This is a genomic window from Paenibacillus albidus, from assembly GCF_014644435.1.
Lineage (GTDB): Bacteria > Bacillota > Bacilli > Paenibacillales > Paenibacillaceae > Paenibacillus_AQ > Paenibacillus_AQ albidus.
Genome location: NZ_BMKR01000038.1, coordinates 1 through 24270, shown reverse-complemented (window position 1 = coordinate 24270; position 24270 = coordinate 1). Strand labels below are relative to the sequence as shown.

The following is a 24270-nucleotide window of genomic DNA, read 5'->3' as shown; positions in this document are numbered from 1 at the left end:
GAGGAGGGAACTACAGTGCCAATCAAAAAGTACAAACCGACCTCTCCGGCAAGACGCGCTATGTCCGTGTCTACGTTTGAAGAAATCACAACAAACCAGCCAGAGAAATCGTTGCTTGCGCCGCTGAGCAAAAAAGCGGGACGTAACAACCAAGGTAAAATTACGGTTCGTCACCATGGCGGCGGACACAAACGTAAATACCGTATCATCGACTTTAAGCGGACTAAAGACGGCATACCAGGTAGCGTTGCTACGATCGAGTATGACCCGAACCGCACATCCAATATCGCTTTGATCCACTATGCTGACGGAGAGAAACGTTACATCATCGCTCCTAAAGGCCTTAAAGTTGGGGATAAAGTAGAGTCCGGTCCTAAGGCCGACATCAAAATTGGTAACACTCTTCCACTGGAGAACATCCCGGTAGGTACAGTTATCCACAACATTGAGCTGAAACCAGGCAAAGGCGGACAATTGGTTCGTGCTGCTGGTACAGAAGCCCAATTGCTTGGTAAGGAAGAGAAATACGTATCCGTTCGTTTGAACTCCGGCGAAGTTCGCAGAATCTTGAGCGTTTGCCGTGCAACGATCGGTTCCGTAGGTAACGAAGATCACGAATTGATCAAAATCGGTAAAGCCGGACGCAGTCGCTGGCTTGGCCAACGTCCTGAAGTACGCGGTGTTGTAATGAACCCGAACGATCACCCACACGGTGGTGGTGAAGGCCGTGCTCCAATCGGACGCAAATCGCCTATGTCTCCTTGGGGCAAACCAACCCTGGGTTACAAAACGCGTAAGAAAAACAAGGCATCTGATAAATATATCGTTCGCCGCCGCACGAAATAAGACGCTTCTGGCATGTTAGCTTAGCGCGAAGCGTCGATTCGCGGTTTGAAGAACCGGATGAAGGGAGGATTCACACATGGGTCGCAGTTTAAAAAAGGGGCCGTTTATTGATGGCTACCTGCTGAAAAAAGTTGAGGAACTGAACGAGGCAGACAAGAAAGTCGTAGTTAAAACCTGGTCCCGTCGCTCAACCATTTTCCCTCAGTTTATCGGACATACGTTTGGTGTATATGACGGCCGCAAACACGTGCCTGTATACGTAACGGAAGATATGGTAGGTCACAAGTTGGGCGAGTTCGCGCCAACACGTACTTACAAAGGCCACGCGGGTGACGATAAGAAAACGAGAAGATAATTAAGGTCTTCGTTCGAGAGGAGGGAAAACAATGGAAGCAAAAGCGCATGCTAGATCGGTGCGGATTTCCGCTCGTAAAGCGAAACTGGTTGTTGACTTGATTCGCGGTAAGCAAGTGGGGGAAGCAATTGCAATTCTTCGCCACACTCCGAAATCCGCTTCTCCGGTTGTTGAGAAGCTGCTGAACTCGGCAATTGCCAATGCAGAGCACAATTATTCTTTGGATGTGAACAGCTTGTTCGTTAGCGAGGTTTTCGTTAACCAAGGTCCAACGATGAAACGTTTCCGTCCACGCGCCATGGGTCGCGCAAGCCGGATCAATAAACGTACCAGCCACATCACATTAGTGGTATCTGAGAAATAAGGAGGGATAACACGTGGGTCAAAAGGTAAATCCAGTCGGACTCCGAATCGGTATTATTCGCGATTGGGAATCTAAATGGTATGCAGGGAAAGATTTCGGAACTCTTCTGATGGAAGATGTAAGAATCCGGGAATACCTTAAAGGCAAATTGAAGGATTCCGCTGTTTCCCATATCGAGATCGAAAGAGCGGCAAGCCGCGTAAATGTTACAATTCACACTGCTAAGCCAGGTATGGTTATCGGTAAAGGCGGCGCAGAAGTAGAAGTACTTCGCAGCGCAGTTACTGCTATCGCCGGCGGCAAAAAAGTGCACATCAACATCAACGAAATCAAACACCCTGAGCTGGATGCAATTCTTGTTGCTGAGAGCATTGCACAACAATTGGAGCGTCGTGTATCGTTCCGTCGTGCTTTGAAACAAGCGATTCAAAGAACTATGCGTTCCGGTGCAAAAGGGATTAAAACTCAAGTAGGCGGACGTCTTGGCGGAGCTGAGATTGCCCGTTCAGAAGGTTATAGCGAAGGAACAGTTCCACTTCATACGCTTCGTGCCGATATCGATTACGGAACAGCAGAAGCACATACTACTTACGGCTTGATCGGCGTAAAAGTATGGATCTACCGTGGAGAAGTTCTTCCCCCAGCTAAGAAACAAGCTGCTCAGGAAGGAGGCAACTAATCATGTTGGTACCAAAACGCGTAAAACACCGCAAGCAACAACGCGGTCACATGAAGGGTATGGCAAAAGGCGGAACTGAATTGAACTTCGGTGAATTCGGTCTGCAAGCTCTGGAGCCTTCTTGGATTACTAACCGTCAGATCGAAGCTGCCCGTATCGCGATGACACGTTATATCAAACGTGGCGGTCAAGTTTGGATCAAGATTTTCCCAGATAAGCCTATTACTCAAAAACCTCTTGAGGTTCGTATGGGTAGTGGTAAAGGTAACGTTGAGAAGTGGGTAGCCGTAGTTAAACCGGGCAAGATTATGTTCGAACTCGGAGGCGTGTCGGAAGAAATCGCTCGTGAAGCGATGCGTCTTGCCGCTCACAAGCTGCCTGTAAAGACTAAGTTTGTGAAACGTGAAGAATTGGGTGGTGAAGCAAATGAAAGCTAATGAACTTCGCAACTTAACCACTGCCGAGATTGAACAAAAGATCGCAGGATTCAAAGAAGAACTTTTCAATCTCCGTTTTCAATTGGCAACTGGCCAACTGGATAACCCAACTCGGATTCGTGACGTGCGCAAGGAAATAGCTCGTGCTAAAACCGTTATCCATCAAAGAGTGCTTGGGATTAGTTAAGTGAGGGCGGATGTAAACATCCGTATTCAGGAAGGAGGCTAACTATGAGCGAAGAACGTAATGCACGTAAAGTGCTAATCGGTAAAGTGGTCAGCGACAAAATGGATAAAACCATCGTAATTGCTGTTGAAACCTATAAAAAACACAATTTGTATCACAAGCGCATCAAGTCTACGAAGAAATTCAAAGCACATGATGAGCAAAATGTTGCGAAAATTGGTGATATCGTTAAAGTTATGGAGACTCGTCCCCTGTCCAAGGACAAACGTTGGAGACTGGTTGAAGTAGTGGAAGCAGCGGTTATCATCTAAGATAATCTAATGATTTTTCCCGGAAGGAGGAAATTATAATGATTCAACCATTTACACGTTTGCATGTGGCTGACAACTCTGGTGCGAAGGAACTGATGTGTATCCGCGTACTGGGTGGTACTGGACGCCGTACAGCAGCAATCGGCGATCTGATCGTTTGTTCGGTTAAACAAGCAACACCAGGCGGCGTTGTCAAAAAGGGTGATGTTGTTAGAGCGGTTGTTGTTCGCACTAAGCGTTCCGTACGCCGTAAAGACGGTTCTTACATCGCATTTGACGAAAATGCAGCTGTTGTTGTTAAAGACGACAGAAGCCCGCGCGGAACACGTATCTTCGGACCAGTGGCTCGCGAACTTCGCGACAAGGACTACATGAAGATCGTTTCCTTGGCACCGGAAGTTATCTAAAACAATAGACCTGCACGACCCTAAAGGTCAGTTATAGGAGGTGTAATTAAATGCCTAGAGTGAAAAAAGTTCTGGAATCCCATAACAATAAACTGCACGTGAAGAAAGACGACGTGGTACTTGTGATCAGCGGGAAAGACAAAGGTAAAAAAGGCCGTGTCATCGCTGCTTATCCTCGTGAAAACCGTGTCCTGGTAGAAGGCGTCAACATGGTGAAGAAACACCAAAAGCCGAACCAGCTGAATCCACAGGGTGGAATTATTGAGCAAGAGGCTTCGATCCATGTGTCCAACGTAATGCACATTGATCCGAAGAGCGGTAAAGTAACCCGTATCGGTTACAAAGTATTGGACAACGGTAAGAAGGTTCGGGTAGCTAAGAGATCCGGAGAGATTATCGACTAATATAGTTCTAAAGAAAGGAGGTTAAATCTTCATGGCAGCAAGAATGAAAGAACGTTTTCTGAATGAAATTACACCTGCTTTGATGCAGAAGTTTAACTATACGACTGTTATGCAAGTGCCTAAGATCGAGAAGATTGTCATCAACATGGGTGTGGGTGACGCTGTTCAAAACTCCAAAGTGCTTGACGCTGCAGTTAATGACATGCAGTTGATCGCTGGTCAAAAGCCGGTAATCACTAAAGCCAAGAAATCCATCGCCGGTTTCAAACTGCGCGAGAACATGCCGATTGGGGTAAAAGTAACACTGCGCGGCGAGCGTATGTATCACTTCTTGGATAAATTGGTCAACGTAACGCTTCCACGCGTTCGTGACTTCCGTGGTGTATCGAACAAGGCTTTTGACGGCCGTGGTAACTACACACTGGGTCTTAAAGAACAATTGATCTTCCCGGAAATCGAGTATGATAAAGTGGATAAAGTCCGCGGTATGGACATCGTTATCGTAACGACTGCTAAGACGGACGAGGAATCCCGTGAGTTGCTTACGCAGCTGGGAATGCCTTTCACGAAATAAGGACGGTTGATCTAATTCTCCGAAAATGTTTAGGAGGTGTCAGGCTAAGTGGCAAAAACTTCAATGAAAGTTAAACAACAACGTACGCCTAAGTTTAAAGTGCGTGCATATACACGCTGCGAGCGTTGCGGTCGCCCACATTCGGTACTGCAAAAGTTCAAAATTTGCAGAATTTGTTTCCGTGAATTAGCTTATAAAGGCCAGATCCCTGGCGTCAAAAAAGCAAGTTGGTAAGAAGTTTATAAACGGGAAGGAGGTTTACACACATGACTATGTCTGATCCTATTGCAGATATGCTTACTCGTATTCGTAACGCCAACACTGTGCGTCACGAAACGGTAGAAATGCCTGCTTCGACAATGAAAAAACAAATCGCGGACATCTTGAAGCGTGAAGGCTTCATTCGTGATGCTGAATTCGTTGAAGATAGCAAACAAGGGATTATCCGTATCTTCTTGAAATACGGCCCGAACCAAGAACGCGTTATTTCCGGTTTGAAAAGAATCAGTAAACCAGGCCTTCGCGTTTACACGAAGAGCAACGAAGTGCCTCGTGTACTCGGCGGCCTTGGGATCGCGATTATCTCCACGTCTAAGGGAGTTATGACCGACAAAGAAGCTCGTCAATCTAAATCCGGCGGAGAAGTTGTCTGCTACATTTGGTAATAAACGTCACAAGATAAGGAGGTGCAACACATGTCTCGTATTGGTCGCAAACCAATCGCAGTACCTAGCGGTGTAGATGTCACTTTGGACAACACCGTTATTACAGTAAAAGGTCCAAAAGGTTCTTTGACTCGTGAGCTTCATAAAGACATGAAGGTTACAGTTGAAAATAACGAAATTACCGTTGTCCGCCCGTCGGATAACAAAATGCATCGTTCTCTTCACGGCACAACCCGCTCCGTTGTCAGCAACATGGTTAGCGGTGTGACTGAAGGGTTCTCGAAATCTCTGGAGCTGGTTGGGGTCGGATATCGTGCAAGCAAATCCGGAGATAAAATCGTACTGAACGTTGGTTACTCCCACCCGGTTGAAATTACACCGGAAGCGGGTATCGAGTTCGAGGTTCCTGCGAACACGAAGATCATCGTTAGAGGTATCGACAAAGAACGCGTTGGCGCTTATGCTGCCAAAATTCGTTCCGTACGTGAACCTGAGCCGTACAAAGGTAAAGGTATTAAATACGAAGGCGAGCGTATCATCCGCAAGGAAGGTAAAGCTGGTAAGAAAAAATAACCAGCTGACCCTTAATTGTAAGATACCCCGTGCATCTTAAAGTGAAGCTGTTTACGGCAAACTGAAGGGAGTGAAAGGGAAGTCATGATTACAAAAGAGGATAAAAACAAGGCTCGTCTCAAAAGACACCTGCGTGTTCGTAAGAAAATTCAGGGAACTACTGAGCGTCCACGTTTGAATGTGTTCCGTTCTTCGAAACACATCTACGCTCAATTGATCGATGATGTGACAGGCACTACTATCGTATCTGCCTCCACTCTGGATAAAGAATTGAGTGCTACGATCGGAAATGGCGGCAGCGTTGAAGCTGCAAGCAAAGTGGGCCAATTGGTCGCTGCGCGTGCTAAAGAAAAAGGATATGCAGTGGTTGTATTTGACCGCGGCGGATACTTGTACCATGGACGGATTCAAGCATTGGCTGACGCAGCTCGCGAAGCTGGTCTTGAATTCTAGAATAATTCTTAAAAGGAGGTTAACGACTTGCGTGTAGATCCGAACAGTTTAGAGCTGACAGAAAGAGTTGTACACATTAACCGTGTAGCAAAAGTTGTAAAAGGCGGACGCCGTTTCAGCTTTAGTGCACTCGTTGTTGTGGGCGATGGCAATGGCTACGTCGGTGCTGGTATCGGTAAAGCCGGCGAAGTTCCGGATGCCATCCGTAAAGGCATTGAAGACGCCAAGAAAAACCTGATTCACATTCCAATCGTAGGAACTTCGATTCCCCACCTGGTTACTGGTCACTTTGGCGCAGGACGCGTGCTGCTGAAACCAGCATCCGAAGGTACAGGCGTTATCGCCGGCGGCCCAGTTCGTGCGGTATTGGAATTGGCAGGCGTTGGCGACATCTTAACAAAATCTTTGGGTTCTTCGAATTCCATGAATATGGTCAATGCAACTTTGGAGGGACTTTCCCGCCTGAAACGCATTGAAGAAGTCGCGAAACTTCGTGGCAAATCTGTCGAAGAATTACGCGGTTAAGGAGGGAACGTCAATGGCAAAATTGCAAATTACCCTCGTGCGCAGCGTAATCGGACGTCCAGAAACACAACGTGTTACTGTTAAGACGCTCGGCCTGCGGAAACTCAACTCGACAGTGGTTCACAATGACAATCCTGCAATTCGCGGAATGATCAACAAAGTGAGTCACCTAGTATCTGTTACTGAAATTGAAGGCTAATCGCCTCGTATAAATTAACAAACATAAGGAGGTGCAAACGATGAAGTTACATGAACTTGCTCCGGCACCGGGTTCCCGCAAAGAACGCAATCGCGTTGGTCGTGGTCCTAGTAGCGGAAACGGTAAAACTTCCGGTCGTGGCCATAAAGGTCAAAACTCCCGCTCCGGCGGTGGTGTACGTCCGGGCTTCGAGGGTGGACAAAACCCGCTCTATCGTCGTCTGCCTAAACGTGGTTTCATTAATCCTACCCGTAAAGAGTATGCGATTGTGAACCTTGAAGATCTGAATAGCTTTGCAGAAGGAACAGAAGTGACTCCTCAGTTGCTCATGGAAACTGGTGTTGTCAAGAATTCCAAAAGCGGCATTAAGATTCTCGGCAATGGCGAAATTTCCGTTAAATTGACTGTGCAAGCTAATAAGTTCTCTCAATCTGCGGTAGAGAAAATCGAGGCTGCCGGCGGTAAAACCGAGGTGATCTAATGTTCAAGACGCTTAAGAATATCTGGCATGTCGAAGATTTGCGCAAAAAGATCTTGTTCACCTTGTTTGTTCTGTTCATCTACCGCATCGGATCATTTGTACCAGTTCCTGGTGTGAATAAAGATGTTTTAGAATCGGCGAATCAGACTGGTGACGCGTTGATGAGTCTTTTGAACACCTTCTCAGGTGGTGCTCTCAAAAACTTCTCAATCTTTGCGATCAGTATTTACCCGTACATTACCGCTTCCATCATCGTGCAATTGTTGTCGATGGATGTAGTACCCAAGTTTGCCGAATGGGCTAAACAAGGGGAGCACGGGAAAAAGCAGTTGGCGCAAATTACCCGTTACGGTACTGTAATATTGGCTCTGATCCAAGGTTTTGCAACCTCTATAGGTTTTAACAGAATTTATGGAACTCAGATGATGCCTAATGCGACCTTTGCCGATTACTTGCTGGTTGCCATTATTTTGACAGCCGGTACTTCTTTCTTGATGTGGCTTGGTGAACAGATCACCGAGAAGGGAATAGGAAACGGGATCTCGATCCTGATTTTTGCGGGAATCGTCGCAGGCGTTCCGGGACATATCGTGGCTACGGCTCAGTCCAGCTTTATTCAGCCGGATCAAATGTTCCTGAATATTCTTAAAGTCGTGATTGTTGTGATCGTGCTTGTGGCCATCATTACAGGGGTAATCTTCGTACAGCAAGGAATACGGAAGATTCCCGTGCAATATGCCAAACGCGTAGTCGGCAACAAGATGTATGGTGGACAGAATACGCATATTCCGCTGAAGATTAATGCAGCAGGCGTTATCCCTGTCATTTTCGCTGTATCTCTGCTGCAATTTCCGGTTGTACTCTCCAGCTTCTGGTCAACACATGACTGGGCGAAATGGGTTGCTGGCAACCTGAAGTTTAATGAGCCGCTTGGTATGGTTCTGTATGTGGTAATGATCATTGGATTTACGTTCTTCTACACGTTTGTTCAGATGAATCCACAGCAGATGGCTGACAACATGAAGAAGAATGGTGGATATATTCCGGGTATCCGCCCTGGTAAAGCAACGGAGAAATACTTAACCAAAGTAATGTCTCGCCTGACCATGTCCGGCGCGCTGTTCTTGGCGGTAATATCCGTACTTCCTGTATTTTTCGGAAAGCTCTCCGGGTTGCCTGATTCCGTTCAGATTGGTGGTACTTCCATCCTGATCGTTATCGGTGTCGCATTGGATACCATGAAGCAGATCGAGAGCCAACTGATCAAACGCCATTACAAAGGCTTCATCAATAAATAGTTGATAGGTTCCGGCGAAGCTTGAGGTTTACAGACTTCCCGGCACCTATTGTGCTGTTTCTTGCTTGGTGGCGAACTTTTGGGGGGAGAGAGAAATCGTGAACATTTTATTCATGGGCCCTCCTGGGGCAGGCAAGGGAACACAAGCAGCAGTTGTAGTGAAAGAACTTGGTATTCCTCATATTTCGACAGGTGATGCATTCCGCTTGGCAATCAAGCAGGGGACTCCTGTTGGACTTAAAGCCAAATCCTATATCGACAAAGGTTTGCTTGTGCCGGATGATGTGACCATTGGGATTGTTGAAGAACGGCTGCAGCAGTCCGATTGCGAAAAAGGTTTTTTATTGGATGGCTTTCCAAGAACCCTTTCGCAAGCGGAAGCGCTGGATGAAATTCTAAGCCGCTTGAACACCTCGCTGGAACATGTCGTCAACTTGAATGTAGACCGCGGCTTGCTGATGGCGCGCCTTACAGGACGCCGGATTTGCACTGTATGCGGAGCATCCTACCATTTGATTTTTAATCCGCCGAAGCAAGATGGCATTTGTGACATTGATGGCGGTGAATTGTATCAACGTCCGGATGACAACGAAGAGAGTGTAGGCAAGCGCCTGGATGAGTACGATAATAAAACAGCGCCTTTGCTTGCGTTTTATGATAATAAAGGTCTTGTGCGCCAGGTAAACGGAGAGAACGAAATCAATGTCGTTTCTTCCGAAATAGTATCTTTATTGCGGGGTTAATGTAATGATCATATGTAAATCCGAACAGGAACTTGCCTTTATGAGGGAAGCTGGTCGAATTGTTGCCGAGAGTCACCGACTGATTTCCCAAGCCATTGAGCCTGGGATCACAACTGGAGAGCTCGACAGAATCGCCGATCAATACATTCGCAGTCAAGGTGCTGTGCCGTCTTTCAAAGACTACAATGGTTTTCCTGCCAGCATTTGCGCTTCAGTCAACGAACAATTGGTGCATGGATTTCCAGGTAAACGCAAATTGATGGAAGGCGACATTATCACGCTCGATATCGGTGCAGAATACCGTGGTTATCACGGCGACTCCGCCTGGACCTACGGAGTGGGCAGCATTTCCGCAGAAGCTCAGCGTTTGCTGGACGTTACGGAAGGCTCCTTGTACGCAGGACTGGCGCTTGTGAAGCCGGATGTGCGCTTGTTTACAATCTCCCATGCTATCCAGCAATACATCGAAGAGGCTGGTTTCTCAGTCGTACGCGAGTATGTCGGCCATGGCATTGGGGCAGAACTGCATGAAGAACCGCAAATTCCGAATTATGGCACAGCGGACCGCGGACCGCGGCTGAAACCAGGCATGGTGCTTGCGATCGAGCCGATGGTTAACGCAGGTGAACGGTATGTCAGAACACTGGAAGATAACTGGACGGTCGTTACGGTAGATGGTTCATTGTGTGCTCATTTCGAACATACAGTAGCTGTTACTCCGGACGGCATGGAAATTTTCACAAAACTGAATGCGTAGGTGATCTTCACGTGAATACTGGGAGCAGCCCGCAGGTTGGTCAATTGGTGAGAATTCTCAAAGGCAAAGATGCCGGAGAGGCTGCCGTTGTTATCGCAGTTGTTGATAGCAGATTTGTATATATTGCCGATGGGGACAAACGCAAGTTTGACCAGCCCAAGAAGAAGAATATTCTTCATTTGGAGCTCATACCCTTCATCAGCAGCGAGATTGTGAACAGTTTGGAAGAAACCGGACGGGTTACAAACGGAAAACTGCGTTTTGCAGTGATGAAGTATGCAGGCCTGCCGGAATAAGTGCTGTAGAGAAAGGAGACTAACTGTGGCTAAGGAAGATGTCATTGAAGTGGAAGGAACGGTTCTTGAACCGTTGCCGAATGCTACATTTAAGGTTGAGCTTGAGAACGGTCATCAAATACTTGCCCATGTATCCGGGAAATTGCGGATGCACTTTATCCGTATATTGACCGGAGACAAAGTGGTCGTGCAGTTATCGCCTTATGATTTGACTAAGGGTCGTATAACTTACCGTAAATAGATGGGAACTACGAAAAAAGTTTTGCTTCGCAGAACTTTGAGGAGGTAATTAGCATGAAGGTAAGACCTTCTGTAAAGCCCATTTGCGAGAAATGCAAAGTCATCCGCCGCAAAGGGACTGTTATGGTAATTTGCGAAAATCCGAAACACAAACAAAAACAAGGATAAGAAGGGGGTGTAGCGTAAAATGGCTCGTATAGCTGGAGTGGATTTGCCACGTGACAAACGCGTTGAGATCGCCTTGACTTATATTTTCGGAATCGGTAAAACGACTTCCCAGAAAATTCTTAATGAAACAGGCATTGACGTTAACACACGTGTCCGTGATTTGACGGAAGATGAAGTCAGCAAACTGCGTGAAACGATCGACAAGACAGTTAAGGTTGAAGGTGACCTTCGTCGTGAAATTTCCTTGAATATTAAGCGTCTTACCGAGATCGGCTGTTACCGCGGTGTTCGCCACCGTCGTGGATTGCCTGTTCGCGGTCAACGCACCAAAACGAATGCCCGTACCCGTAAGGGCCCGCGTCGTACAGTAGCAAACAAAAAGAAATAATAAGGGGGGATAAGAGACAATGGCTAAACCGAAAAAAGTCGTACGTACCAAACGTCGCGACCGTAAAAATATCGAAAGCGGCGTGGCACATATTCGTTCCACGTTCAACAACACCATCGTTACCATCACGGATCCTCACGGTAATGCAATTTCCTGGGCAAGCTCCGGCGGCCAAGGATTTAAAGGTTCCCGTAAATCAACTCCGTTTGCAGCGCAAATGGCAGCTGAGTCGGCAGCGAAAGCTGCTATGGAACACGGCATGAAATCCGTTGAGGTTATGGTTAAAGGACCGGGCGCGGGCCGCGAAGCAGCCATCCGTTCCCTTCAAGCCGCTGGTCTTGAAGTTAACCTCATTAAAGATGTAACTCCGGTTCCTCATAATGGATGCCGTCCGCCGAAACGTCGTCGCGTATAGTGAAATCAGAATTGTGAGTGTGGTATAATTCTGACGCATCTGCTAATAATAGGTGTTTAGGCATACTACATGATGCACCTGATGGGGTGACTGTTTCATATAGGAGCGACGTTTGAAGGAGGGGTACACTCGTGATAGAAATCGAAAAGCCGAAGATTGAGACCGTAGAAGCCAATGATGAAGGAACCTATGGGAAATTCGTAGTTGAACCGCTGGAACGTGGATATGGCACGACTCTGGGGAACTCGCTTCGCCGGATCCTGCTTTCCTCCCTTCCGGGAGCCGCAGTGACTTCGGTCCAAATTGACGGCGTTCTGCATGAGTTCTCGACCGTTCCTGGCGTAATGGAAGATGTGACAGAAATCATCTTGAACCTCAAAGCTCTTTCTCTGAAGATTCATTCAGACGAAGAGAAGGTGTTCGAGATTGATGCTGAAGGGGAAGGCGTCGTTACCGCAGGTGATATCCGTGCGGACAGCGACGTCGAGATCCTGAACCCGGATCTTCACATTGCAACGCTGGGACCTGGCGCGAGACTTCACATGCGCATTTTTGCAGGCCGTGGTCGCGGTTATGTCCAAGCGGACCGTAACAAACGCGATGACCAGCCGATTGGTGTTATCCCGGTTGACTCTATCTACACACCAATTTCCCGTGTGAACTATGTTATTGACAACACTCGTGTTGGTCAAGTAACCAACTACGACAAGTTGACAATGGAAATCTGGACAGATGGCAGCATCAGACCGGAAGAGGCGGTAAGCCTCGGAGCCAAAATTTTGAACGAGCACCTCGTATTATTCGTAGGTCTTACGGATGAAGCGAAAGACGCCGAAATTATGGTTGAAAAAGAAGAAGACAAAAAAGAAAAAGTGCTTGAGATGACAATCGAAGAGCTTGATCTTTCTGTCCGTTCTTACAACTGCCTCAAACGTGCCGGTATCAACACCGTGCAGGAGCTGACCACGAAGACTGAAGAAGATATGATGAAGGTGCGTAACCTTGGTCGCAAATCTTTGGAAGAAGTTCAGGAAAAGCTGGAGGAACTTGGTTTGGGACTCCGGACAGAAGAATAGTGATCCGATTGCTAGAGTAAAGGAGGGAAAAACATGGCATACCAAAAATTGGGCCGTGATTCCAGTGCGCGTAAAGCATTATTCCGCGACATGGTAACGGATTTGTTCTTGTACGAGCGCATCCAGACAACGGAAGCCAAAGCGAAGGAAGTTCGTTCCATCGCTGAGAAATTGATTACTAAAGCGAAAAAGGGCGATCTTCATGCTCGCCGTCAAGTAGCAGCATTTGTACGTCGCGAGACAGTTGACGGTGAACAAGATGCAATCCAAAAATTGTTCTCTGATATTGCTCCTCGTTACACAGAGCGTCCAGGCGGATACACTCGTATCCTGAAGCTGGGGCCTCGTCGTGGCGACGCTGCGCCTATGGTTTATCTTGAACTGGTAGACCGCGCGTAGTTTGTAAGCAATAGAAGGAGCTCCATCAGGGGCTCTTTTTTTTTGAAGCACGAGAATGGATAGGCAGGAGAATGAAATGCGTAATCTATTGATGAAAGTCAATTATGACGGGACCGGCTATGATGGCTTTCAGACCCAGCCTAAGGGCAATACGATTCAGGACCGGCTGGAACAAGCTATACTGCATCTGACGGGCGAGGAGCTTAAAATAACAGCCTCAGGACGTACGGATGCAGGTGTGCATGCTTACGGGCAGCCGTTCAACTTCATCACCTCCTCACAAATTCCGCTGGAACGCTGGTGTCTGGCCTTAAACGCCAGGCTGCCGCAAGATATCGTTGTTACTGAGGCAAGGGAGGTTCCGCTCTCGTTCCACTCCCGTAGGGGAGCGAAGCGTAAAACCTACCGGTACACGATTAGCGGCAACCGGTTCCCGGATCCGTTTCAACGCCGCTGGCAGATGCACCATCCGGTGAAGCTGGATATTGCGGCCATGCAGCAGGGGCTGACACATCTGGTGGGAACCTATGATTTCACTTCGTTTGCGTCAAGACGGTCTACAAAGACCTCACATGTACGTACGATCTTTGAAGCTCATATGGAAGTAGACCGGAGTATGTGCAGACCCGGATCTTTGGACCAGGGAGTGATCCATACTTTTATAACCGGCAGCGGATTTCTGCAGCACATGGTTCGTATTATTATGGGGACGCTGATTCATGTTGGAGAAGGCAAACTTCAGGCGGATGATGTGGCTGATATATTAGCGGCTTGCAACCGGGCAGCTGCAGGTCCAACAGCAATGGCGAAGGGGCTTGCACTGTGGAGTGTGGAATATGACGAGAGCGTGGACTGAACAAATCCACCTATATTTTCACTTGAAAAAAGTAGGCTGAAAGTTTAGAAATCACTTGCACTTATCATGTTTATGCTGTAATATAAAAGTTGTGTTTTCTTGATGGCTATCCCACAGCCCCGATCAGGAAAATGCCAAAAAATGCTTTGCTTTACTCACATAATCGTAAACTAATGAGAAATTAAGATATACGAAACAGCAGATTTTCGTACGAGAACAAGGAGGAAACATTCATGCGTACCACCTATATGGCGAAGCTGAACGAAGTTGAGCGCAATTGGCACATCATTGATGCCGAAGGCAAAACACTTGGTCGTTTGGCAAGCGAAGCCGCTGCTTTGATCCGTGGCAAACACAAACCGCAATTCACTCCACATGTTGATACAGGGGATTTCGTCATTGTTATCAACGCTGAGAAGATTCACCTGACAGGTAAGAAATTGCAAAACAAGAAATACTACCGTCACTCGATGCACCCAGGTGGCCTGAAAGTTACTAATGCTGAAACTCTGCTGAATACGAAGCCTGAACGTGTAATCGAATCTGCTGTACACGGCATGATTCCTAAGACTCGTCAAGGTAACCACATGAAGCTGAGATTGAAAGTTTATGCAGGTGTCGAGCATCCACACGCAGCACAAAAACCAGAAGTTTACGAACTTCGCGGATAAGATAAGGGAGGACAGTTTCATGGCACAAGTACAATACTATGGGACAGGTCGTCGTAAACATTCGGTAGCACGTGTTCGTCTCGTACCGGGTGAAGGACGCATTGTCATCAACAAACGCGACATCAATGAATATTTCGATTTGGAAACACTCAAATTGATCGTAAAACAACCTTTGAACCTGACTGAAACCCTGAACAGCTACGATGTAATCGTACTTGCTCATGGCGGCGGTATCTCTGGTCAAGCAGGCGCAATCCGTCACGGGATTTCCCGTGCATTGCTCAAAGCTGATCCTGAATTCCGTCCTTCACTCAAGAAAGCCGGATTCCTGACTCGTGACCCACGTATGAAGGAACGTAAGAAATACGGCTTGAAGGCTGCACGTCGTGCACCTCAGTTCTCGAAACGTTAATATCCCTTGTGTATCAAGGAATTTCAACCCTTGGCCTATCTGGCCAGGGGTTTTTATTATGTCTTAACCTCCTTGCGTTAATCTTCAGAAGGTCTCCCCGGTCAAAAAAGAAACTCCAGTCAACAGGCTACACTCTCCCGTACATCAGCGTTTTTTTACTACAAATTCATTGACTTCCCCTGTGAAACCTATATACTATTCCATATAAGAATAGTTGGTATTAGCGGTGGATAAGGTGTACTTGCCTATTTGTATATTTGGATGGAGGAATAGGATCATGAATTTGCTGGAGAAAGAAGAATTGATCAAGGTTAAAGCTGAGGAGTTGGAGCACGCTTCCCCAGAGGAGATTATCCGCTGGGCGGTTGATACTTTCCCTAATATAACCTTTGCCTGCAGCTTCGGTGCCGAAGATGTGGTCCTTGTAGATATGCTGCACAAAATAAGCCCCACAACAGATGTATTTTACCTGGATACCGATTTTCATTTTAAAGAAACATATGAGACCAGAGATGTAATGGCTGAGAAATACGGGCTGGAATTTGTGCGGGTATCACCGCAGATCACTCCGCAGGAACAAGCGCTTCAATACGGTGATGCGTTATGGACTGTTGACCCGAACCAGTGCTGCGCTATTCGCAAGGTAGAGCCGCTTACGCGAATTCTTTCTCAATACGATGCCTGGATCACAGGAATCCGGCGTGATCAGGCGCCAACCCGTGCCAACTCCAAAAAAGTAGAATATGATTATAAATTCGGCCTTGTTAAATTTAATCCAATAGCGCATTGGACCACTGATGATGTCTGGAACTATATCAGAGAGAATAATGTCACCTATAACCCGCTGCATGACCGCAATTTCCCAAGTATCGGCTGTGAGCAATGTACCCGTGCAGTTATGCCTGGAGAAGATCCTCGTGCCGGACGCTGGTCCGGGTCGGAGAAGACGGAGTGCGGCCTTCACAAATAAGATGAACAGTACACAGTGACAAGAGATGAAGAGGAGAATGCAGAATGACATCAATACTTCCGCATGGTGGAACACTGGTCTCACGCTTGGCAGAAGGGGAGCAGCGCGATAAGCTGCTGCTGGCAGCAGGGAACAACAAGTCGATCGCTATTAATACATGGACTATCTCGGATTTGGATCTTATTGCTGTGGGAGCCTTCTCGCCGCTTACCGGTTTTTTGAACGAGCAGGATTATCATTCCGTAGTCCAAAACATGCGTCTGGCTGATGGTACGGTTTGGAGTATTCCAGTTACTCTGGCCGTCCAGGATGACGTAGCCGCCAGCCTGACTGTAGGTGACCAGGTGTCGCTGATCGGTGAAGAAGACGGCGTAATTTATGGATTACTGGATGTTGAGAGTATTTATAACGTGGATCAGAATGTAGAGGCGCAGAATGTATTTAAGACTACAGACCCTGAACACCCTGGTGTCAGCAAGCTGCTGGCCCGTCCTTCCACGTATGTAGGGGGACCTATTACTGTACTGAACCGCCCCCGGCCTGAGAAGTTCGGAGAGTTCTACTTTGATCCGGCAGAGACGCGTACAATTTTTGCTGAGAAGGGCTGGAGAACTGTTGTAGGTTTCCAGACTCGCAATCCGGTTCACCGGGCGCATGAATATATTCAGAAATGCGCTATGGAGGTTGTAGACGCATTGTTCCTGAATCCGCTGGTCGGCGAGACCAAATCGGATGATGTGCCGGCGAATGTGCGTATGAAGAGTTATCTGGTGCTGCTCGAGAACTATTATCCGAAGGACCGCACCTTTCTTGGTGTGTTCCCGGCAGCGATGCGTTATGCAGGACCAAGAGAAGCGATATTCCATGCTATGGTGCGGAAAAATTACGGCTGCACCCACTTTATTGTTGGGCGCGATCATGCCGGTGTAGGCGATTATTACGGCACTTATGAAGCACAGCAGATTTTCTCGAATTTTACTGCGGAAGAACTGGGAATTACGCCGTTGTTCTTTGAACACAGCTTCTTCTGTACCAAATGCGGAAATATGGCTTCGAACAAAACCTGCCCTCACTCCAGTGAGGATCACATGACATTGTCCGGCACCAAAGTACGCGGCCTGCTGCGTGACGGGAAATGCCCGCCGCCGGAGTTTACCCGTCCCGAAGTTGCCAAGGTCCTGATTGAAGGAATGTCTCAAGAAGTGACAGCTTAAGTAAACAGAGCCAGTACTATTTGGCCCTCTTGTCCCATATAGATGAGTAGAATCTATCGGGACGAGGGGGTCTTTGTTATGTCTGGCCGAAAACACAGTAAAGTCTCGGTCTGGATTACCTGGAGCAGTATCAAAAAAAGCATGCTGGGCATGGCGCTGCTGGCATTAATGATCGGAATTATAGCGTATGATATGCCAACCGCCAAAACCTTGAATTACTGGAGCTTGCCATTGTCCGGTAAAATCATTGCCATTGATGCTGGCCATGGCGGGCCTGATGGGGGGGCGGTGAGCCGGGAGGGGCTCATTGAGAAGGACATTAATTTAGCCGTCTCGCTATATCTGCGTGATTACCTGCAGCAGGCTGGGGCTATTGTGGTAATGACCCGGGAGGGCGATTATGATCTCGCTCAGGACCTTACCAAAGGTTACTCCAAGCGGAAGACAGAGGATCTCAAACAAAGGGTCAGAAGCATTGAGGAGAAGGGGCCGGACCTCTTTGTGAGTATACACATGAACAGTGTTCCTTCCAGCCGCTGGAGCGGGGCTCAGACCTTTTATTATCCCAATCATGAGAATAACAAGGCGCTGGCGGAATCCCTGCAGGCGGAACTGAGAGCTACGCTGGAGAATACAGACCGTGTTGCCAAGACGGTGAATACGGTGTATCTTCTAAAAATGCTGACCATGCCATCTGTCCTGGTGGAAGTCGGTTTCCTGTCTCATCCGCAGGAGTCTGCGCTGCTGGGGGATGACATCTACCAGCGTAAAGTCGCAACCAGCATTTACCGGGGAATCCTTAGTTTTGCATCGTCTGAGTCCGGGAAGGACTACTCATCGCCAGAAAGGTAATGCTATAATAGACGAAAATACCGGAGGAATCTGATCCGGCAGAAAATAGAGGTGCTTTTCCATGCTGACCAGGGAACAAATTCAGGAACTGCTGCAGACTATTACAGACCCGGAATCCGGAAAAAGCCTGATCGACTTACAGCTGATTCGCGATATTATGATCAAAGAAGATCGGATCTCCTTGTCGATTGTCTGCCTCGATAATGAGGAGCATAACCGTATGGAGCTGGAGCAACAGGTCCGTGACCGTCTGCAAGAAGGCGGAGTGGACAATGTCCACATCCGGCTGCGTGATGCCACAGACTATGAACGTTCTCTTTTGCGGGGTACCGGCTCCGAAGAGGAATCTCCCACAAAGGAGGAAGTGAAGCGCAAAGGACATGCTGCAGGGATGGAAAACCATGATTTACTCAATGAGAACTCCGGCGTGAAATTTATCGCTGTGGCCAGTGGCAAGGGGGGAGTGGGTAAATCAACGGTTACGGTGAATTTGGCCGTAGCTCTTGCACGTAAGGGCAAAAAAGTCGGCCTCATTGATGCCGATATCTATGGCTTCAGCATTCCGGATATGATGGGAATTGAAGAAGGGCCAGTGGTAGAGGAAGGCATAATTATTCCCGTTGAGCGTTTTGGAGTAAAGGTCATGTCCATGGGCTTTTTTATCCGTGAGAACAGCCCGGTCATTTGGCGTGGCCCCATGCTAGGTAAAATGCTGCGTCAGTTTGTAGGCGACGTAAATTGGGGTGAGCTGGACTATATGCTGCTCGATCTTCCCCCAGGTACAGGCGATGTGGCGCTGGACGTCCACCAAATGCTCCCTCACAGTAAAGAGATTATTGTAACCACCCCTCATGCAACGGCAGCGTTTGTGGCCGCCAGAGCGGGCGCTATGGCCCTCCAGACCGATCATGAGGTTATTGGCGTCATTGAGAATATGTCCTATTACGAGTGCTCAGAATGCGGTAAGAAGGACTATATCTTCGGACGTGGCGGTGGAGCCAGACTCGCGGAGACACTGCATACCGAGCTGCTGGCCCAGGTGCCGCTGGGGGCGCCGGACAATCATATCTCCGAGCCTGATTTCTCTCCATCCGTCTATAAAGAGGAAAGTCCGACAGCTTTGTTGTTCGCAGAGGTAGCGGACAAGCTGATTGCCAAATACGAGCAATCCTGATCTGTACAGTGAAAGAGGCCAACCCGCACATAAAGTTGGGGAGGCCTCTTTTTTTAGGAACCTGAATCCTCGCCGCCGCCGCCGCCTTCCTGTTTCTGGCTGTCGCCGCCCTGTTCTTCGCCCCCTTTTTTCTCCTTCTTTTCAACCTTCGGTTGAAGCTCTTCCTGCACCACCGTCTTAAGCAAGCCGAGCACTTCCATACGGAATAAAGGGTTTTGCATTGCATCCTGCATAATGGTCATCGATTGTTTCCGGTAATCGGAGGTTTTGGTTAAATCGAGGAACATTTTGGCCACTTCAGGCGACTTCATAATTTCCTGAACCGATTTTTGATAAGTAGGGTCTTTGATGAGCTGCAAATGAAGCTCCTTGCTTTCCTTATTGATGGCCTTGGCGAAATCACCGGCAAACTGCGGATCGGTCATAATTTTTTCGATTTCCTTCTGGTACTCCGGCGCAGTCAGCGTATCCTTTACCGCCATCTTGATTTCCTCTGTGGTCTGCAGCGGCATCATCTTCATGCTTATTCCGCCGCCACCGCCACCGCCCTCCGAGTCTGAGCTGGGGCTGGACAAAGCTTCCTCCACTGCTTTTTTACCATCATCGCTTTTTAATATATCTACAACCATGGTCTTCATTTCCTTGTACCCCATCTGTCCGGAAGAACTGTTTTGTTCTCCTCCGCAAGCCGTCAGGGCTACTGCACAGCCTAAAGATAAGCCGAGAGACCATAACCTTCTCCATTTCATTGGCGCTGCCCTCCTTTTAGAATTCCTGATACGTAGTATGCCGCGTGGGATTACATTTAATGTTGGACGGCAATGGTTTTTTCACGGTAACCTTGGTAAAATAAATCTGATTACTTTGGAGGTGAACAGGCTGAGTATTAAGAAGTGGTTTTATTTGTTCTGGACTACGCTGCTCATTGGAGCGGGGGGAGCGGTACTTGCTGGTTTGGCGCTGCAAACGGTGAACGGCAAGATTGATTTCAAAAGTACGGCTGATTTTTTCATTTATCCTCTGATTCTTTTGGGTTACGGGATGCTTGTAAGCGTTTATGCCCAGCTTGGATTTTTCGCCTATCTGATTTTGAATTATACGGGGATCGGTGTTTTTCCGCGAAAAGTGTGGAAGTACATACAACTGGTGCTAGCTGTACTTGCTCTGCTTGAACTGGCATTCCTCCGTACTGTAGTGGGCGGAGAGCGGAACGGGTTGTCCGATTTGATTCTGGGAGTCCTTATTTTAATGACAGCCATTGCTGTATCTTATTTTAAGGTCAAAAGCACCAACGCCTCTGCGTGGATTCCAACTTTTTTCTTTATGACAGCGATTACTATCGTGGAGATCATCGGTGTACTTCGCATTGGCGTAGATAATGCCACTATCTTTATAGTGGTCCCGCTTCTTGCTTGTAATGCGTTCCAAATTTTGATGCTGCACCGTGTACTGAAACCGTCAATTGCCCAATGAACCCGCATGACAGTGCCCCGTTCCTCTGTTCTCAGAAGAAGGGGTTTTTGGGCTAACTTCCTAAATGGGGATTAAAACAGGTGTGATGAGGTTAATCATAAAGCATCGCAATCATCTTGGCGGAATGAAGTTTTGGGGAGGGGAATATATGAACACCAAGCGTTATATGATAAAAGACACAAACAAAGGCCTGCTTCATACACTCGATCCGAATGAAACAGGCGGGCTCGACTCCAAGAAAGAAGCCGAAGTGAAGATACTCCAACTTAAAGAGCGTCTGGCAGAGCTGCAGGATATTTTGTTCGCGCAAAAAAAACATGCCCTGCTAGTCATTCTGCAGGGCATGGATTCCAGCGGCAAGGACGGCACGGTCAAGCATATATTCTCCGGCATTAATCCCCAGGGCTTTATCGTGACCAGCTTTAAAAAGCCTTCCCTGGAAGAAGAGGCTCACGATTTCCTGTGGAGAGTTCACCAAAAGACGCCGCCGAGGGGGTATATCGCTGCCTTCAACCGCTCACATTATGAAGATGTACTGGTTCCGCGGGTACACGGCAATCTGTCGAAAGAAGATGCCAAACGCCGTTTCCGTTACATCCGGCAATTTGAAGAGATGCTGGTGGAAGAAGGGACGACAGTGATCAAGCTGTTCCTGCACATCTCGAAGGAGAAGCAACTGGAGAAGATCCAGGAGCGGCTGCAGGATCCCAAAAAACACTGGAAGTTTGATGCGAGCGATCTGCAGGAACGGGGTTACTGGGATGACTATCAGAAATATTATGAGGATGTTTTCAAAGAGAGCAGCACGGAACAAGCTCCGTGGTTCTGGATACCGGCCAATCACCGGTGGTACCGCAATTACTTGGCCCTAGCCATTGTCGTACAGACGTTGGAGGGTCTTGAGCTGAGCTATCCGAAACTGGACACCCCCACACCCGATATCTCGGAGCTCATTTCTCCACGACATTAATTTTGTAGGCTTCCGGCCATAGATCGGGAATTGCGGTACCCGGGATTGAATGAAGGTCTGTTACATTCCTGCGGAATTCTCCAGACTGTCATTTAGATAGGCGGAGTCGCGCACTTCTTTGCCTTCTGCGCTGCTCTGGCTGATTAACTCGGAGACTGTAACGAACTCATAACCTTGGCTGCGCAGCTCATCAATAATGCGCGGGAGCGCTTCATGGGTCTGTTTGCAGGAATCACTGGCATGCAGAAGGACGATGTCTCCAGGATGAGCTTTAGTAGTCACCCGTTTCACAATATTATCGACGCCGATGTTTTTCCAGTCGAGGGAGTCGGTATCCCATTGGATCACTTTATAACCGAGATCGTTTGCGACCTGCAGGACTCTTTTGTCAAAATCGCCATTAGGCATGCGGATCAGGTTCGGTGCAGTTCCGGTCAATTCGGTAAGTGTAGTGTGTGCAGTTGAGATCTGATTACGAATTTCTTCACTGCTAAGCGTGCTGTAATTGACATGCTTATGACCGTGGCTGCCGATCTCATACCCGGAATTTTTGATTTTGGTAACAATCTCCGGATGTGTCTTGCTCCATGGCGAGGACAAAAAGAAGGTTGCTTTATCGACTTTCTTATCCTCCAGCACTTTCAGAATCGGTTCGGGACGCTTTTCCCCCCAGCTAATATCAAAGGTCAGGGCAATCAGCTTCTTCTCCGTCGGCACACTGTAAATCGCAGAAGGGGCAGCTTCCGAGAATACGGTCATGTTACCCCTCTCGATATACACCACACCGGCGGCAAGAAGCATAGCGGCAAAGATATAAAGGAACCGTTTTATCTTTTTTCCGCTGAATACATAAAAAGAATTCATGAATGACAGCGCTCCTCTCCCATGTGAAATGCTTGTTTGTTCTAAATGTATGCTCGTACCGACGGGTTATGACCTTATATATGACAGATCCCAATTATCAGGAGGTTTCTATGTTATCGTTTCTCACGTTTATAAAGGATGTAAAGAGCATTCGCAAAGCGCTGCTCCTTGCAACGATATTATTCATAGCAGGAGGCATAATCGGGTGGATTGGAACAGGGGCGATGGAAAAGCTTCTAATTCAGCAGCTCGAGGGACTAAGTGAAATCAGCAACAACCTCAGGGATTCAGACAACCCGCAATGGAGCTTTTTTATCTTTATTTTTTTGAACAACAGCATTAAAGGTGTAGTTATCATATTTCTGGGGGCGCTGCTTGGGGTATTGCCGGCTTTGTTCTTGTTAATTAACGGAGCGGTAATCGGCTATATCATTCATTTGTCCATCCTGCAGGGCCAGGACTTGTTCACATTGATCGTAAAAGGGCTGCTGCCGCACGGGATCATCGAGATTCCAGCCATTATCATTGCCTGTGCTTTTGGATTGCAGTTCGGAGCAAAGGTTGCGGGCAGCCTCTTCAAACGCTCAGCCCGCTCGACGGGAAGAGAAGCTGATTGGTCCTTCTTTATGCGCCAGACCTTAACGGCTTCAATATGGATTGTTATTCTGCTGCTTATAGCGGCGGTTATTGAAAGTACAATTACATTTTCTCTTTTATCATAAAATTTATGGAAATTGAGCATAACAGTAAAGTCAAAATTACGAGGCTTTAGGACCAGGGGATTGATAGCATGGTAAAACCGTAATGATTTTTCAAATTATGGTTACAAATGCAGCACTCGGGTTAATCTAGTGTAAGCAGATTATTTAGGCAGCTTTCCCCCTTAAATGTATTAACTTCTATGATATAAAGGCAGCCGACGGCATTTTGACACATTGTTAATTTTGATCTCATGAAGGAGGCCGAGCATATGTTGGGAATGTTGTTCAACGAGAAGGAGTGCAAAGAGTTGGACTATGTACTGCGTAAAGAGCTTGATGAAATGCTGCTCGATATGAGCGATCAACGTTTGGACCAAAATATCAGGCACGCTATTGCTAACCGATATAAAACGGTATTTCGTATGTATGCACGCTTTGCACCTCAGAAAGAGCTTTCCAAGTATGCTTGGGGTGGACGTTCTTCACAGTTCAAACATTGAAATTATAAGCCTTGCCGCTTAGTTTTTTATAAGCTTTACAATTAATTAATAAAATAGGTTGACGAAAAGGGTGGTGCTGTGATAAATTATATCTCGCGCCACTTTTGCTTGTCTTAAAGGCGGTAGCCGGCAAAGGAAATTGAAAAATAAACTTTTTCAAAAAAACACTTGCCAAATAGATAGAAGCTATGATATATTATAAAGGTCGCCGCTGAGACGCGGTGAAGAGTTAAAACGAGACATTGATCTTTGAAAACTGAACAACGAGTGAGTGGGAATTCACGAAAGTGAAATCCAAACAAAGAGGATTCTTACAGCATGCGAATGCTGGAGATGAATCGGTAGAGAATGCAAATTCTCGTCAGATGTTTCAA

Annotated in this window: 39 protein-coding genes and 1 pseudogene; 38 read left to right on the top strand and 2 right to left on the bottom strand. The window is 47.4% G+C overall.

Annotated elements, in window-relative coordinates; genetic code table 11:
- Positions 1–15 precede the first annotated feature (15 nt).
- The 34 genes and pseudogenes from rplB (at position 16) to salA (ending at position 19388) form a co-directional block, all read left to right on the top strand.
- Complete coding sequence (gene rplB, locus IEY53_RS28185; RefSeq protein ID WP_189030909.1) at positions 16–846, top strand: 50S ribosomal protein L2; 831 nt, start codon at positions 16–18, stop codon at positions 844–846.
- A 76-nt stretch (positions 847–922) separates the two neighbouring features.
- A complete protein-coding gene (gene rpsS, locus IEY53_RS28180; RefSeq protein WP_038597069.1) occupies positions 923–1201 on the top strand; it encodes a 30S ribosomal protein S19 in 279 nt (92 codons plus the stop codon).
- 31 nt (positions 1202–1232) lie between these two features.
- Positions 1233–1565, top strand: coding sequence for a 50S ribosomal protein L22 (gene rplV / locus IEY53_RS28175; protein WP_036680546.1), 333 nt, complete (start codon positions 1233–1235; stop codon positions 1563–1565).
- Positions 1566–1578: 13 nt separating this feature from the next.
- The gene (gene rpsC, locus IEY53_RS28170) at positions 1579–2244 is read left to right on the top strand and encodes a 30S ribosomal protein S3 (RefSeq protein WP_189030907.1); all 666 of its coding nucleotides are present in this window, start codon (positions 1579–1581) and stop codon (positions 2242–2244) included.
- Between the two features lie 2 nt (positions 2245–2246).
- Positions 2247–2681 (top strand): 50S ribosomal protein L16, encoded by a 435-nt coding sequence (gene rplP, locus IEY53_RS28165; protein WP_020427064.1) that lies wholly within the window; start codon positions 2247–2249, stop codon positions 2679–2681.
- The gene (gene rpmC / locus IEY53_RS28160; protein WP_019908232.1) at positions 2671–2868 is read left to right on the top strand and encodes a 50S ribosomal protein L29; all 198 of its coding nucleotides are present in this window, start codon (positions 2671–2673) and stop codon (positions 2866–2868) included. Before rplP ends, rpmC begins: the two co-directional genes overlap by 11 nt.
- A 44-nt stretch (positions 2869–2912) precedes the next feature.
- The gene (rpsQ, locus tag IEY53_RS28155) at positions 2913–3179 is read left to right on the top strand and encodes a 30S ribosomal protein S17 (RefSeq protein ID WP_189030905.1); all 267 of its coding nucleotides are present in this window, start codon (positions 2913–2915) and stop codon (positions 3177–3179) included.
- Positions 3180–3217: 38 nt separating this feature from the next.
- Positions 3218–3586 (top strand): 50S ribosomal protein L14, encoded by a 369-nt coding sequence (gene rplN / locus IEY53_RS28150; RefSeq protein WP_036680556.1) that lies wholly within the window; start codon positions 3218–3220, stop codon positions 3584–3586.
- A 50-nt stretch (positions 3587–3636) separates the two neighbouring features.
- A complete protein-coding gene (gene rplX / locus IEY53_RS28145) occupies positions 3637–3990 on the top strand; it encodes a 50S ribosomal protein L24 (RefSeq protein WP_019908235.1) in 354 nt (117 codons plus the stop codon).
- A gap of 31 nt (positions 3991–4021) precedes the next feature.
- Entirely contained in the window at positions 4022–4564 is a 543-nt protein-coding gene (rplE, locus tag IEY53_RS28140; RefSeq protein WP_189030903.1) for a 50S ribosomal protein L5, read from the top strand.
- Positions 4565–4612: 48 nt separating this feature from the next.
- A complete protein-coding gene (locus IEY53_RS28135; RefSeq protein ID WP_013312154.1) occupies positions 4613–4798 on the top strand; it encodes a type Z 30S ribosomal protein S14 in 186 nt (61 codons plus the stop codon).
- Between the two features lie 32 nt (positions 4799–4830).
- A complete protein-coding gene (rpsH, locus tag IEY53_RS28130; RefSeq protein ID WP_019908239.1) occupies positions 4831–5229 on the top strand; it encodes a 30S ribosomal protein S8 in 399 nt (132 codons plus the stop codon).
- A 30-nt stretch (positions 5230–5259) separates the two neighbouring features.
- Positions 5260–5802 carry a 50S ribosomal protein L6 gene (rplF, locus tag IEY53_RS28125; protein WP_189030901.1) on the top strand — a complete coding sequence of 181 codons (543 nt, stop codon included), beginning with the start codon at positions 5260–5262 and terminating at the stop codon, positions 5800–5802.
- Between the two features lie 84 nt (positions 5803–5886).
- Positions 5887–6255, top strand: coding sequence for a 50S ribosomal protein L18 (rplR, locus tag IEY53_RS28120; RefSeq protein WP_189030899.1), 369 nt, complete (start codon positions 5887–5889; stop codon positions 6253–6255).
- Positions 6256–6282: 27 nt separating this feature from the next.
- Positions 6283–6780, top strand: a complete 498-nt coding sequence (gene rpsE, locus IEY53_RS28115) for a 30S ribosomal protein S5 (RefSeq protein ID WP_036652980.1) — start codon at positions 6283–6285, stop codon at positions 6778–6780.
- Positions 6781–6793: 13 nt separating this feature from the next.
- On the top strand, positions 6794–6979 hold the full coding sequence (gene rpmD, locus IEY53_RS28110; protein WP_175370341.1) for a 50S ribosomal protein L30: 186 nt from the start codon (positions 6794–6796) through the stop codon (positions 6977–6979).
- A gap of 40 nt (positions 6980–7019) precedes the next feature.
- Entirely contained in the window at positions 7020–7460 is a 441-nt protein-coding gene (gene rplO, locus IEY53_RS28105; protein WP_189030897.1) for a 50S ribosomal protein L15, read from the top strand.
- Complete coding sequence (gene secY / locus IEY53_RS28100) at positions 7460–8758, top strand: preprotein translocase subunit SecY (RefSeq protein WP_189030895.1); 1299 nt, start codon at positions 7460–7462, stop codon at positions 8756–8758. The genes rplO and secY overlap by 1 nt, the downstream gene beginning before the upstream one ends.
- A gap of 97 nt (positions 8759–8855) precedes the next feature.
- Positions 8856–9500, top strand: coding sequence for an adenylate kinase (locus tag IEY53_RS28095; RefSeq protein ID WP_189030893.1), 645 nt, complete (start codon positions 8856–8858; stop codon positions 9498–9500).
- Between the two features lie 4 nt (positions 9501–9504).
- Positions 9505–10257 (top strand): type I methionyl aminopeptidase, encoded by a 753-nt coding sequence (gene map, locus IEY53_RS28090; RefSeq protein ID WP_189030891.1) that lies wholly within the window; start codon positions 9505–9507, stop codon positions 10255–10257.
- Between the two features lie 11 nt (positions 10258–10268).
- A pseudogene (locus tag IEY53_RS28085) lies at positions 10269–10576 on the top strand (hypothetical protein).
- Positions 10577–10578: 2 nt separating this feature from the next.
- Complete coding sequence (gene infA, locus IEY53_RS28080; RefSeq protein ID WP_017692098.1) at positions 10579–10794, top strand: translation initiation factor IF-1; 216 nt, start codon at positions 10579–10581, stop codon at positions 10792–10794.
- Between the two features lie 53 nt (positions 10795–10847).
- The gene (gene rpmJ, locus IEY53_RS28075; protein WP_003322638.1) at positions 10848–10961 is read left to right on the top strand and encodes a 50S ribosomal protein L36; all 114 of its coding nucleotides are present in this window, start codon (positions 10848–10850) and stop codon (positions 10959–10961) included.
- A gap of 19 nt (positions 10962–10980) precedes the next feature.
- Entirely contained in the window at positions 10981–11349 is a 369-nt protein-coding gene (gene rpsM / locus IEY53_RS28070; protein ID WP_189030887.1) for a 30S ribosomal protein S13, read from the top strand.
- A gap of 19 nt (positions 11350–11368) precedes the next feature.
- Complete coding sequence (gene rpsK / locus IEY53_RS28065) at positions 11369–11764, top strand: 30S ribosomal protein S11 (RefSeq protein WP_019908251.1); 396 nt, start codon at positions 11369–11371, stop codon at positions 11762–11764.
- 131 nt (positions 11765–11895) lie between these two features.
- Positions 11896–12840 (top strand): DNA-directed RNA polymerase subunit alpha, encoded by a 945-nt coding sequence (locus IEY53_RS28060; RefSeq protein WP_189030885.1) that lies wholly within the window; start codon positions 11896–11898, stop codon positions 12838–12840.
- Positions 12841–12873: 33 nt separating this feature from the next.
- Entirely contained in the window at positions 12874–13239 is a 366-nt protein-coding gene (gene rplQ, locus IEY53_RS28055; protein WP_019908254.1) for a 50S ribosomal protein L17, read from the top strand.
- Positions 13240–13315: 76 nt separating this feature from the next.
- Positions 13316–14095, top strand: coding sequence for a tRNA pseudouridine(38-40) synthase TruA (truA, locus tag IEY53_RS28050; protein ID WP_189030883.1), 780 nt, complete (start codon positions 13316–13318; stop codon positions 14093–14095).
- A gap of 233 nt (positions 14096–14328) precedes the next feature.
- A complete protein-coding gene (gene rplM, locus IEY53_RS28045) occupies positions 14329–14766 on the top strand; it encodes a 50S ribosomal protein L13 (RefSeq protein WP_189030881.1) in 438 nt (145 codons plus the stop codon).
- 19 nt (positions 14767–14785) lie between these two features.
- Entirely contained in the window at positions 14786–15178 is a 393-nt protein-coding gene (rpsI, locus tag IEY53_RS28040) for a 30S ribosomal protein S9 (RefSeq protein ID WP_189030879.1), read from the top strand.
- Between the two features lie 277 nt (positions 15179–15455).
- Positions 15456–16148 carry a phosphoadenylyl-sulfate reductase gene (locus IEY53_RS28035; RefSeq protein ID WP_189030877.1) on the top strand — a complete coding sequence of 231 codons (693 nt, stop codon included), beginning with the start codon at positions 15456–15458 and terminating at the stop codon, positions 16146–16148.
- 44 nt (positions 16149–16192) lie between these two features.
- Entirely contained in the window at positions 16193–17362 is a 1170-nt protein-coding gene (gene sat / locus IEY53_RS28030) for a sulfate adenylyltransferase (protein ID WP_189030875.1), read from the top strand.
- A 78-nt stretch (positions 17363–17440) separates the two neighbouring features.
- A complete protein-coding gene (gene cwlD, locus IEY53_RS28025) occupies positions 17441–18214 on the top strand; it encodes an N-acetylmuramoyl-L-alanine amidase CwlD (RefSeq protein WP_189030873.1) in 774 nt (257 codons plus the stop codon).
- Between the two features lie 61 nt (positions 18215–18275).
- Positions 18276–19388 carry an iron-sulfur carrier protein/transcriptional regulator SalA gene (gene salA, locus IEY53_RS28020; RefSeq protein ID WP_189030871.1) on the top strand — a complete coding sequence of 371 codons (1113 nt, stop codon included), beginning with the start codon at positions 18276–18278 and terminating at the stop codon, positions 19386–19388.
- A gap of 53 nt (positions 19389–19441) precedes the next feature.
- Here salA and gerD read toward each other — a convergent pair whose 3' ends face one another.
- Positions 19442–20137: a spore germination lipoprotein GerD gene (gene gerD / locus IEY53_RS28015; protein WP_189030869.1), complete on the bottom strand. Its 696-nt coding sequence runs from the start codon at positions 20135–20137 to the stop codon at positions 19442–19444.
- 130 nt (positions 20138–20267) lie between these two features.
- Between gerD and IEY53_RS28010 the strand changes: the two genes are divergently transcribed.
- Together IEY53_RS28010 and IEY53_RS28005 are read left to right on the top strand one after the other, a co-directional pair.
- The gene (locus tag IEY53_RS28010) at positions 20268–20861 is read left to right on the top strand and encodes a KinB-signaling pathway activation protein (protein ID WP_189030978.1); all 594 of its coding nucleotides are present in this window, start codon (positions 20268–20270) and stop codon (positions 20859–20861) included.
- A 148-nt stretch (positions 20862–21009) separates the two neighbouring features.
- The gene (locus IEY53_RS28005; protein ID WP_189030867.1) at positions 21010–21831 is read left to right on the top strand and encodes a PPK2 family polyphosphate kinase; all 822 of its coding nucleotides are present in this window, start codon (positions 21010–21012) and stop codon (positions 21829–21831) included.
- Between the two features lie 60 nt (positions 21832–21891).
- Here the strand turns inward: IEY53_RS28005 and pdaB are convergent, their stop codons facing one another.
- Positions 21892–22695 (bottom strand): polysaccharide deacetylase family sporulation protein PdaB, encoded by an 804-nt coding sequence (pdaB, locus tag IEY53_RS28000; RefSeq protein WP_189030865.1) that lies wholly within the window; start codon positions 22693–22695, stop codon positions 21892–21894.
- Between the two features lie 110 nt (positions 22696–22805).
- On the opposite strand from pdaB, the gene IEY53_RS27995 reads away from it, so the two are divergent.
- Positions 22806–23417, top strand: coding sequence for a stage II sporulation protein M (locus IEY53_RS27995; RefSeq protein WP_189030863.1), 612 nt, complete (start codon positions 22806–22808; stop codon positions 23415–23417).
- A 248-nt stretch (positions 23418–23665) separates the two neighbouring features.
- On the top strand, positions 23666–23896 hold the full coding sequence (locus IEY53_RS27990; RefSeq protein ID WP_036692450.1) for a hypothetical protein: 231 nt from the start codon (positions 23666–23668) through the stop codon (positions 23894–23896).
- Positions 23897–24270: the final 374 nt, after the last annotated feature.

Excerpts from the sequence above, each read along its gene's own strand:
- rpsS (WP_038597069.1), top strand. The coding sequence starts at position 923 with ATGGGTCGCAGTTTAAAAAAGGGGCCGTTTATTGATGGCTACCTGCTG.
- rplV (WP_036680546.1), top strand. The coding sequence starts at position 1,233 with ATGGAAGCAAAAGCGCATGCTAGATCGGTGCGGATTTCCGCTCGTAAA.
- rplP (WP_020427064.1), top strand. The coding sequence starts at position 2,247 with ATGTTGGTACCAAAACGCGTAAAACACCGCAAGCAACAACGCGGTCAC.
- rpmC (WP_019908232.1), top strand. The coding sequence starts at position 2,671 with ATGAAAGCTAATGAACTTCGCAACTTAACCACTGCCGAGATTGAACAA.
- rpsQ (WP_189030905.1), top strand. The coding sequence starts at position 2,913 with ATGAGCGAAGAACGTAATGCACGTAAAGTGCTAATCGGTAAAGTGGTC.
- rplN (WP_036680556.1), top strand. The coding sequence starts at position 3,218 with ATGATTCAACCATTTACACGTTTGCATGTGGCTGACAACTCTGGTGCG.
- rplX (WP_019908235.1), top strand. The coding sequence starts at position 3,637 with ATGCCTAGAGTGAAAAAAGTTCTGGAATCCCATAACAATAAACTGCAC.
- rplE (WP_189030903.1), top strand. The coding sequence starts at position 4,022 with ATGGCAGCAAGAATGAAAGAACGTTTTCTGAATGAAATTACACCTGCT.
- rpsH (WP_019908239.1), top strand. The coding sequence starts at position 4,831 with ATGACTATGTCTGATCCTATTGCAGATATGCTTACTCGTATTCGTAAC.
- rplF (WP_189030901.1), top strand. The coding sequence starts at position 5,260 with ATGTCTCGTATTGGTCGCAAACCAATCGCAGTACCTAGCGGTGTAGAT.
- rplR (WP_189030899.1), top strand. The coding sequence starts at position 5,887 with ATGATTACAAAAGAGGATAAAAACAAGGCTCGTCTCAAAAGACACCTG.
- rpmD (WP_175370341.1), top strand. The coding sequence starts at position 6,794 with ATGGCAAAATTGCAAATTACCCTCGTGCGCAGCGTAATCGGACGTCCA.
- rplO (WP_189030897.1), top strand. The coding sequence starts at position 7,020 with ATGAAGTTACATGAACTTGCTCCGGCACCGGGTTCCCGCAAAGAACGC.
- secY (WP_189030895.1), top strand. The coding sequence starts at position 7,460 with ATGTTCAAGACGCTTAAGAATATCTGGCATGTCGAAGATTTGCGCAAA.
- map (WP_189030891.1), top strand. The coding sequence starts at position 9,505 with ATGATCATATGTAAATCCGAACAGGAACTTGCCTTTATGAGGGAAGCT.
- rpmJ (WP_003322638.1), top strand. The coding sequence starts at position 10,848 with ATGAAGGTAAGACCTTCTGTAAAGCCCATTTGCGAGAAATGCAAAGTC.
- rpsM (WP_189030887.1), top strand. The coding sequence starts at position 10,981 with ATGGCTCGTATAGCTGGAGTGGATTTGCCACGTGACAAACGCGTTGAG.
- rpsK (WP_019908251.1), top strand. The coding sequence starts at position 11,369 with ATGGCTAAACCGAAAAAAGTCGTACGTACCAAACGTCGCGACCGTAAA.
- rplQ (WP_019908254.1), top strand. The coding sequence starts at position 12,874 with ATGGCATACCAAAAATTGGGCCGTGATTCCAGTGCGCGTAAAGCATTA.
- truA (WP_189030883.1), top strand. The coding sequence starts at position 13,316 with ATGCGTAATCTATTGATGAAAGTCAATTATGACGGGACCGGCTATGAT.
- rplM (WP_189030881.1), top strand. The coding sequence starts at position 14,329 with ATGCGTACCACCTATATGGCGAAGCTGAACGAAGTTGAGCGCAATTGG.
- rpsI (WP_189030879.1), top strand. The coding sequence starts at position 14,786 with ATGGCACAAGTACAATACTATGGGACAGGTCGTCGTAAACATTCGGTA.
- IEY53_RS28035 (WP_189030877.1), top strand. The coding sequence starts at position 15,456 with ATGAATTTGCTGGAGAAAGAAGAATTGATCAAGGTTAAAGCTGAGGAG.
- sat (WP_189030875.1), top strand. The coding sequence starts at position 16,193 with ATGACATCAATACTTCCGCATGGTGGAACACTGGTCTCACGCTTGGCA.
- cwlD (WP_189030873.1), top strand. The coding sequence starts at position 17,441 with ATGTCTGGCCGAAAACACAGTAAAGTCTCGGTCTGGATTACCTGGAGC.
- salA (WP_189030871.1), top strand. The coding sequence starts at position 18,276 with ATGCTGACCAGGGAACAAATTCAGGAACTGCTGCAGACTATTACAGAC.
- gerD (WP_189030869.1), bottom strand. The coding sequence starts at position 20,137 with ATGAAATGGAGAAGGTTATGGTCTCTCGGCTTATCTTTAGGCTGTGCA.
- IEY53_RS28005 (WP_189030867.1), top strand. The coding sequence starts at position 21,010 with ATGAACACCAAGCGTTATATGATAAAAGACACAAACAAAGGCCTGCTT.
- pdaB (WP_189030865.1), bottom strand. The coding sequence starts at position 22,695 with ATGAATTCTTTTTATGTATTCAGCGGAAAAAAGATAAAACGGTTCCTT.
- IEY53_RS27995 (WP_189030863.1), top strand. The coding sequence starts at position 22,806 with ATGTTATCGTTTCTCACGTTTATAAAGGATGTAAAGAGCATTCGCAAA.
- IEY53_RS27990 (WP_036692450.1), top strand. The coding sequence starts at position 23,666 with ATGTTGGGAATGTTGTTCAACGAGAAGGAGTGCAAAGAGTTGGACTAT.